The organism is Streptomyces alfalfae, assembly GCF_004127445.1.
Classification (GTDB): Bacteria; Actinomycetota; Actinomycetes; order Streptomycetales; family Streptomycetaceae; genus Streptomyces; species Streptomyces alfalfae.
Map to the genome: position 1 here is coordinate 18,161 of NZ_QEXM01000044.1, position 9,027 is coordinate 27,187.

At 74.0% G+C, this 9,027-nt stretch carries 6 protein-coding genes; 1 reads left to right on the top strand and 5 read right to left on the bottom strand.

The window, feature by feature from the left end:
- Positions 1-10: 10 nt before the first annotated feature.
- Entirely contained in the window at positions 11-1,210 is a 1,200-nt protein-coding gene (locus tag DCW30_RS26960; RefSeq protein WP_076684040.1) for an ROK family transcriptional regulator, read from the bottom strand.
- A 434-nt stretch (positions 1,211-1,644) separates the two neighbouring features.
- Here DCW30_RS26960 and DCW30_RS37655 point away from each other — a divergent pair, with 434 nt between their 5' ends.
- Positions 1,645-3,264, top strand: a complete 1,620-nt coding sequence (locus DCW30_RS37655; RefSeq protein ID WP_076684041.1) for a serine/threonine-protein kinase — start codon at positions 1,645-1,647, stop codon at positions 3,262-3,264.
- Between the two features lie 22 nt (positions 3,265-3,286).
- Here DCW30_RS37655 and DCW30_RS26970 read toward each other — a convergent pair whose 3' ends face one another.
- From DCW30_RS26970 to DCW30_RS26985, 4 genes are all read right to left on the bottom strand, one after another.
- Entirely contained in the window at positions 3,287-6,649 is a 3,363-nt protein-coding gene (locus DCW30_RS26970) for a CHAT domain-containing tetratricopeptide repeat protein (RefSeq protein ID WP_076684042.1), read from the bottom strand.
- Between the two features lie 30 nt (positions 6,650-6,679).
- Entirely contained in the window at positions 6,680-7,168 is a 489-nt protein-coding gene (locus DCW30_RS26975; RefSeq protein WP_076684043.1) for a hypothetical protein, read from the bottom strand.
- A 79-nt stretch (positions 7,169-7,247) separates the two neighbouring features.
- Entirely contained in the window at positions 7,248-8,126 is an 879-nt protein-coding gene (locus DCW30_RS26980; protein ID WP_062770739.1) for a carbohydrate ABC transporter permease, read from the bottom strand.
- Positions 8,126-9,004 (bottom strand): carbohydrate ABC transporter permease, encoded by an 879-nt coding sequence (locus DCW30_RS26985; protein WP_129299911.1) that lies wholly within the window; start codon positions 9,002-9,004, stop codon positions 8,126-8,128. Before DCW30_RS26985 ends, DCW30_RS26980 begins: the two co-directional genes overlap by 1 nt.
- Positions 9,005-9,027: the final 23 nt, after the last annotated feature.

A 9,027-nucleotide genomic window follows, 5' to 3' on the forward strand; every position in this document is an offset into this window, starting at 1 on the left:
CATGCGTTCTCTAAGTGAAGGCAGGCGCGCCGACGGTCAGCGTTCCATCCAAAAGGGTTGAATCGCCCATCTCGCTGAGCGCGAGAGCGAGCGCGCCGAGCACCTCCGCACGCCCGCCGAGGGCCCCCGGCAACACCGACAGCTGCCGCGCGGCGCTCGGGATCGCGTACCGCCCCACGGACTCCCTGACGGGCCCGAGGACCAGCTCACCGGCCTCCGCGAGGTCGCCGCCGAGCACCACGCGGGAAGGGTTCAAAAGGTTGCAGAGGTTCGCCACGCCGCTGCCGATGTGCCGCCCGACGTCGGCGATCACGCGCCGGCACCCGGGGTCGCCGCTCCGCGCGAGGCCGACCACGCGCTCCATGGTCAGATCCGTGCCGTGGGAGGAGTGCAGCAGCGGCAGCACGTACCGGGCGGCGGCGAACGTCTCCAGGCAGCCGCGGTTGCCGCAGCGGCAGACCGGGCCCGACTCGTCCAGGGTGATGTGCCCGATCTCCCCGGCCGTGCCGCCGGGCCCGCGGTAGATCTGCCCGCTGATCACGAGCCCCGCGCCGACGCCGCTCGCGACCTTGATGTACGCCAGGTCCCGCACCCCGCGGCCACTGCCCCAGACCAGCTCGCCGAGGGCGCCGAGGTTGGCGTCGTTGTCCACGTGCACCGGCACCCCGAGGCGGGCGGCCAGCTCCTCGGCGGGCTTCGCGCCGGTCCAGCCCGGCAGGATCGAGGTCGAGCCGAGCGTCCCCGACTCCACGTCGATGGGGCCCGGCACGCCGAGCCCGACCCCGGCGATCTTCTCCCGGTCCACCCCCGTGGCCTCGATCAGCCTGCTGACGAGCTGCTCGGCACGGTCGAAGCCCTGCGCGGCCGAGGCGTCGACGTCCAGCGGCTCGGACTCCTCCGCGAGCACCTGGTGGGCGAGGTTGCCGACGGCCACGCGCAGGTGCGTGTGGCCGAAGTCGACGCCGATGACGATGCCCGCGTCCCCGCTGAGGGAGACGCTGCGGGCCCGCCTGCCGCCCGCCGACGTGGGCGTGACCTCGACGGTTCCGCCGTCCTTCAGCTCGCGCACGATGTTGGAGACCGTCGCGGCCGACAGGCCCGTCGCTCTCGCGATCTCCGCCTGTGTCAGCGATCCGGCGAGCCGCACGGCACGTACGACCCGCTCCAGATTGGCCCGGTGCAGAGAGGACTGCGACCCCGGAGTCTCCATTGACTCATCCACCCTTTGCCCTATTTCGGGCGACCCCGAAGCCACCCGTGACGCCGGCCCCGGAAGGGGAACCAGGCCATGTACAAGTTGTGAACTCCAAACTCGGCTGTAGGAGATGCCGCAGTCAAGTCCTTGACGGAGATCCGGGCGGGGTCACCTCACCGCCCTCGTGCCCCGCTCACCGGACGGACCAGCTGCGCACGGCCGCCTTGCCGGCCGTGCCGTGAACCGGCGTCGGGGTGCCGGTCCGGCCGCCGTGGCGTGCAAGAGGTGTCGGAATCAGCCGATCTCACCGATGGCCGGGACGCCCGGGGCCTTCGTTCCCTACGTTGTCAGGCGGTTCGTCCGGTGCGTCTACGGCCCGTCAGTTCCGGGAATGCCGTTGACGGAGGGGACCCGGCGGACCGGGGGACGCGGCGGGAGAGGGGGACGCGGTGGAACGACTGACGGCGGCCGATCCGACCGAGGTCGGGCGGTACCGCACGATCGCGGAGCTGGGCCGGGGCGGCATGGGGCGGGTCCTGCTGAGCAGCGCTCCCGACGGGCGGCTCGTCGCGCTCAAGCAGGTGCACACGCGGCTCGTGGCGGACGACGGCTTCCGGGCCCGGTTCCGCCGGGAGGTGGCGGCGTCGCGCAAGGTGTCGGGCACGCACACCTCGGCGGTGATCGACGCCGACGCGGACGCGGCTGAGCCCTGGCTGACGTCGGAGTTCGTGCCGGGCCCCTCGCTCCAGGAGGCGGTGGCCGCCGTCGGCGCGCTGCCGGAGGAGGCCGTGCTCCGCATGGCCGAGGGGCTCGCCTCCGCCCTGACGGACATCCACCGGGCGGGCCTGGTGCACCGCGACCTGAAGCCCTCCAACGTCCTGCTCGCCGACGACGGGCCCCGCGTGATCGACTTCGGCATCGCGCGGGCGGCCGACAGCGAGGACGGCACCGAACTCACCACCACGGGATGGCTGGTGGGCTCCCCCGGCTTCATGTCCCCGGAACAGGCCAAGGGCCTGCCGCCCGGCCCGGCGGGCGACGTGTTCTCCCTGGGCGCGGTGCTGGTCATGGCGTGCACGGGCCGGAGCCCGTTCGCCGGCCCCGGCGTGCCGCAGACCCTGTACAACGTCGTGCACACCGAACCCGACCTCTCCGGCCTCCCCGCGACGATCCGCCCCCTCGTGGCGCGCTGCCTGGCCAAGGACCCCGAGGAGCGGCCGACGCCCGCACGGCTCCTCGCGGAGATCGGCCGCCTCACGCCGTCGGCGCGCCCCTGGCCGACCGAGGTGCACGAGCTGATCGCGGCCCAGCAGGAGGAAATCGCCCGGCTGCGCGCGGAGTTGGCGAGCCGCACGGACGACCGGGACGCCCGGGCGGCCGCCCCCGTCGAGAGCCCGCCCCTCGGGGGCCCGCCCGCCGGGGCGGCGCCCGCGCGGCGGCCGTCGCGGCGCGCCCTCGCCCTCGCCGCGGTGGCCGCCGTGGCGGTCGGCGCGCTGACCGCCACGGCCCTTCACACCCTGAACACCGGACGCGAGGACGGCTCCCGCAGCACCGACACCCGCCCACGGATCACCCCGACCGCGGTCCGGGCGTCCCCGGAACCGGCCACCGGGGCGGCGCGCCCGTCGGCCGTCACGCCGCGGGAACCGGCCCCGGCGCCGACCACGCCCCGCGCCGAACCCTCCCCCGCCCCCGAGCCCGCCCGGCGGCTCCCGACGCCGGCCGGGACGCGGCCGAGCACCCGGCCCGCGGCCATCGCCGACTGCGGCGGGAAGGCCCTGGACAGGCCCGCCTCGCTCCTCCTGGCCTGCGGCGACGGCGGAGCCGGGCTCGACTCCCTGACCTGGACCGGCTGGGGCGCCCCCACCGCCCGCGCCACCGGCCAGGGGTGGGAACGGGTCTGCACCCCGAGCTGCGCCGAGGGCCGCGAGGCCCGGTACGCGGTGACGGTGACCGTCTCCGGCCTCGCGGCGGGCCGCTACACGCTCATGCGGGTCACCGCCCCGCAGGCGCCCGGCGACTCCGCCCGTTACACGCTCGACGCGTACGGTCCGACGCGACGGGGGTGACACTGCGGGCGGGCCCGCCCGCTCAGGTCCCCCACGCCGTGAACGCGCCCCAGTGCACGGCCGAGGCGAAGGGCCGCTCGTCCCCCGCCCTCCCCTGCCCCGCGTACCGCCCGGTCAGCTCCGCGAGGTGCGGATGCTCCCGGGTGTACCGCGTCAGCTCGTCCCAGGTGAGCCCGCGCAGCCAGCGGCGCGACCGGCGCAACGCCGGTACGGGGGCGTGGGCGCGGGCGAGGAGTTCGTGGAAGCGGGTCATCAGGAAGGCGGTCGCCAGGTCGTCCACCTGCCACAGGCTGGTCACCGCGCAGGCGGCCCCGGCCTGGAGGAAACCGGCCGGGAGTCCGAGGAACTGGTCGGGGACCTCAATGATGCCGTAGTGGCCCGACTGGCAGGCGCTGGCCACCGCGAGGCGGCAGACGGGGAGCTGGTGCCGTACGAGGGTGTCCATGTCCAGGTGGCCGTCGGCGAGCGCCAGGGAAGCGCCCCGGCCCTCGGAGCCCGCGCTGCCGTGGCAGCTCAGATGCAGATACGACGCCTCGGCGAGGTGGCCGAGCAGCCAGCCGACCGTGGCCTCCTCCCCCACCGCGCCGGTGACCTCGCCCCGGGCCGCGAACAGCGCGGTGATCTCGGCGCGTTCGCTGCGGCTGCCGGGCAGCGAGCCGTCCGGGTCCGTGACGGTCACCAGGCGCGGCACCGCCTCCTGGGGGCGCTCGGCCCGCGCGCGGGAGGCGGCGTGGACGGCCGCGGAAGGGGCGACGGTGAGGGTGCCCGCGTCGTCGAGCACGCGCCCCGCCCCGCCGGGACCGGGCCCCAGCGGCACGGCGTGCAGGGGCGCCAGGCCGAGCAGTCCGGTCGGGACGACGACCGCCTCGTGCCGCGCGTCCCGCGCGAGGAGGTCGGCGAGCGGGCGCATGAGCGGTTCGAGGGCCCCGAGGCGCTCCAGGGTGGCCGGAAGCTGCCGGCGGCGCCTGAGTCGCGTGGCCTGCTGCACGAGCCACAGCCCCGCGCTCTCGTCCTCCGGGTCCACGACGAGGAGGTGCAGGAGCGTGACGCTGCTGACCTCGGGGACGTGCACGGCCCGTACGACCGGCCCGTCACCGCCACCGCCGCCTTCGCCGTCGCCGTCGCCGTCGCCGTCGCCGGGGACGATCAGGACGTAGCTGCCCCAGGGCGCGTTCACCAGATACGCGAGCGGCACCCCGCCCGCGGCCCTGGCGATGTCCCGTACCTCGGTCGTGCGCAGGAAGTCCTCGAAGCCCGGGATCGCCCGGATCTCCTCGACCACCGTGCGCAGGGCGCGTTCGGCCGCCGCCTGCTCGCGGGCCCCCGGTCCGATCGGTCCGTGCGCCAGCGCGGACGGCTCGGTGACCGATGAGCGGTACCGGGCCCGCGCCCGGGTGTAGCGGCGGGCCAGGACGGGGTCGACGCCTTCGAGTTCCGTCAGCTCCGCCGCCCCGCGCCCCGCCACGGCCGAGAGCTCGCAGGCGAGGCCGCGCTCCAGGGCCTCCACGGCGCGCTCCGGGCGGCCCGCGCGCGCCAGCAGGTAGGCGGCCCAGCGGGCAAGCCGGTCCACCTCTACGAGGACGCCGCGGCGGCTCTCGACGGTGACCTGGGCGTCGTAGAGCACGCTCGCGGCGGTGAGCATGTCCGCCGCGACGTCGGCCGCCTCCGTCCAGCGCCCGGCGTCGGCGAGGGAGTTGATCAGCTCCCGGGCGATGTTCAGGTGCAGGGAGGGCGCGAGTGTGGGCGGTGCGGCGGCGAGGGCCGCCTGCCGCAGCCGGACGCTCTCGGGGCTGTCGTGGCCGTCGGTCAGATCGCTGGCACGGGCCAGCAGCCAGATGATCCGGCCGGTGTTGAGCAGGCCGGGGCGCGCGGTTGACAGGCCGAGCGCGGCGGTCGCCGCCGCCCGCGCGCCCTGGGCGTCGGGGGGTTCGCGCTTCAGCAGGAGGTCGGCGAGGTTGATCTGCGCCTGTGACCACAGGGCGGGGTCGTCGCCGGGCGCGAGGTGCCGCAGCGTGTCGCGGTAGCACTGCTCCGCCTGCTGCCGGTCGCCGGGTTCGGCGCGGCGGTGGAGCAGTAGCCCGAGGTTGACCATGGAGTAGGACCAGTTGACCGCGGAGCGCTCGGGGGAGCGTTCCGCGAGGCCCGCCCTGATGCGGTCGATGCCGAGGGTGAGGTCCGCGGTCCCGCCGCCGGGGCGCTCCGAGAGGAGCAGTCCGTGGTTGGTCTGGATCCGGGCCCAGAACTCGGGGTGTTCGCGCCGGTCGAGGCGGCCGGCGCGCGCCAGGAGGTCGCGGGCGGTCTCCCAGACCTCCAGGCGGTCGCCGTCGTCGCGCGCGTAGTGCGCGCTGGCGAGGTTGTTGGCCGTCCGCACCCACTCCAGGGAGCCCTCGGGCGTCCGGGACAGGGCGTGTTCGAGGAGTTGGCACGCCTCGGCGAGGTCGGTGTCGGCCCCGGCGTGGACGGCGCCCACCAGGCGTTCGCCGAGCAGGGCGGCCAGCTCGGTCTCCATGTCCTCCTGGCCGAGGTCCGCCGCGAGCGCCAGGGCCTCGCGGGCCACCGGGATGCCGTCGGGTCCTCCGGTGCGAAAGGCGCGCTCGTACAGCTCGTCGAGCCGGGTGCGCAGATCGCCCCCGAACCGGCTCAGGGACGCGAAGTAGCGGCGTGCCGCCTCGCGGGGCGGCGTATGGCCGTCGCACAGCTCGTCAAGGAGCCGCTGGCGCCTGCGCAGCACGGATTCGAGGGGCGTGCCCTCGGCGGCGCGCAGCTCCTCACGGCCGGCGTCGCGCACCGTGGTGCCGGCGGTCAGGTCGGGTTCCGTGCGCAGGAGTGCGTCGAACTCGTCGGGCGGAGTCGACAGCACGGCGTGCAGCAGCCGGTTCACGCGGACGTCCTCGCGGTTCGCCGCGAGGTAGTGGAGGAACGTCCCGTAGTTGTCGACCGTCGGCTGCCCTTCGGGGGCCAGCTCCTCGCACGCGGAGGCGGTGTCCGCCAGGTCGCGTTCGAGGTCCCGGGCCAGGACGACCGGCAGCAGTCTGCGGGGCAGCGGGATCGCCTGCCCGGTGAAGACGTTCCCCCGGAAGGCCCCGGCCCGCTCCGCCTCTTCGAGGACGGGCAGCGCCGCCCGGGACGGGTCGCCCCGCAGGTCCTCGAGGGAGAGGCCGATCAGCAGCGGCGCCACCTCGCCGGGACGCAGGACGAGCAGCGGGGCGCCGATGTCCGTGCGCTCCCCGCAGCCGGGGCACTCGGCCCGTGCCAGGCCGGTGGCCGGCGGAGCCAGCACGTCGGCCCGCTCACGGGCGTCGACGACGCGCCACACCGGGGCCGCGCATGCGCGGCCGCACCTCTCGCAGCGCCAGGCGTACGACGTCCTCGCCGATACCGCCACGTTCCCCCGCTTTCCCGGCCGCCCCGCCGGTCACTTGCCGCCGGTGAGCCGCGAGAGCAGGGCCGTGAAGACCCGCCCCAGGGCGGCGTCCCGCATGGCCCGCTTGTGGAGGGTGAAGCTCCACCTGCCGCGGGTGTCCCGCTTGACGGCGACCTCGGTCTGCAGGAGCACGACGACCAGGACGGTGACGGAGAGCGAGACGGGGTCCACGCGCTCCATGGGCGAGCGCGCGTACTCCACGGCCTCGGCGACCGTGCTCGCCATGTCCTCGTCCAAGGACGCCGCGTACTCCAGGGCGGCGCGGGCGAGCTCCCCGTCGGTGGCCTCCGGCCGGCCCGGCGGCAGATACGCCGCGAGGTCCCCGGCGGACACCGCCCGGGACAGCTCGGCGCCGTCCCAGGGGCATCGGCTCGCCTCCGCCAGGAGCCCCCGCTCTTCCACCACGACGGCGAGGGCCCTGACGGCGCTCTCCTCGGAGAGCGCCCGGACGTCCAGCTCCAACTGACCTTGACTCGGCATGCCGCCAATTCTGGCCGCACGGCGGGCCGTTCGGGGGGCGATCGGGCGAGTTGGCCCCCGCACGCGAGGGCCCGCCCCGCTACTTCACCGACCCGGCCGTCAGTCCGCTCACCACATGCCGCTCGATGAAGGCGAACAGCACGATGACCGGCACGATCGCGACCACGGACGCGGCGAACAGGTAGTTCCACTGCACCGTGTAGTTGCCGATGAAGTTGTTGATGCCCACCGTGAGCGGCTGCTTGGCCGGTTCGGTGGTGAGCGTGAGCCCCATGACGAACTCGTTCCAGGCGGTGATGAAGGTGAAGATCACCGCGGTGACCACGCCCGGCAGCGCGAGCGGCAGCGTCACCTTGATCATCGCACCGAAGCGGCTGGTGCCGTCCACCATGGCGGCCTCTTCGAGCTCCGGCGGGATGGAGCTGATGTAGGCCGTCAGGATCCACACCGCGAAGGCGAGGTTGAAAGCGGCGTTGGTGAGGATCAGCGTCCAGACCGAGTTGAGCATGTCCAGCTGGTGGAACTCGCGGTAGAGGCCGACCAGCAGGGCCGTGGGCTGGAACATCTGGGTGACGAGGACGAGGAGCAGGAAGACCTTGCGGCCCCGGTAGCGCATGCGCGCCGTGTAGTACGCGGCGGGCAGCGAGACGAGCAGCACGAGCAGCGTGGCGCCGCCCGCGACGAGCAGGGTCACCTGGAGGTTCTGCCCGAGTTCGCTCTCCTTCCACACGTCGATGAAGTTGGCCCACTCCAGGTCCTGGGGCAGATAGGTGCGGTCCCGGAGTTCGTCCTTGGGCCGCAGCGCGGTGACGATCATCTCCAGGTAGGGCGCGAGGAAGAGCGCCGCGAGCAGCCACGCGACGGCCGTGTAGACCAGGGTGCGCGGCCGGAACGTGCGCTTCTGCCTGGCCCCCGGGCTCTTCTGCGGCGCCTTGCTCGCCGCCGTGGCGGTGGCCATCAGTCCTCCTCGTTCCACCGGCTGACCTTCAGGAAGATCAGCACGAGCACCACGACCATCAGGAAGTTCACGACCGACATGGCCGCGGACTCACCGATGTCGGTCTCCTTCAGCTTGTACATGAACACCATCGACGTGGAGGTGTCGTAGCCCGGACCGCCCTGGGTCATGGCCCAGATGATCGGGAAGGAGTTGAAGACGTTGATGAGGTTGATGACCACGCCGACGAGAAAGGCGGGCCGCAGCATCGGCAGCGTGATGTGCCGGTACGTCTGCCAGGGCCCCGCCCCGTCGATGCGGGACGCCTCGTAGACCTCGTGCGGAATCGTCTGGAGCCCGGCGAGCAGGGTGTACGTGGTGAAGGGCAGGGAGACGAACACGGCGACGGCCATCATCCAGGGCCAGGCCGTCTCCGGCTTGCCCAGCCAGTCCTTGGAGCTGTCGATGAGGCCGAGGTCGAGCATCACGGTGTTGAGGACGCCCGCGGTCTGGTTGAGCATCCACTTGAAGCCGATGGCGGTCATCAGGACGGAGGCCGCCCAGGGGGCGATGAGCGCCCAGCGGGCGACGCGGCGTCCGAGGAACCGCTGGTTGAACAGCTGTGCGAGGGCGAGCGAGAGCAGCATCGTGAAGCCGACGACGACGATCGTCCACACCACGGTCCACAGCAGGACGGCGCCGAGGTCGCTCTCCTCGAAGAGCTTCTTGTACTTGTCGGTCCCGGCGCTGCCGCGCACCTTGCCGGAGATGGAGATGTCGAGGAACGAGGTGCGGATCAGCTCGACGACGGGCCAGACGACCACGGCGAGGATCAGCAGGATGACGGGCGCGATCCAGGGCAGCGGGCCGAGCCGGGCGATCCCGCTGCGGCGGCTCACGGGGCCCGGGGCGCGCCCGCCCC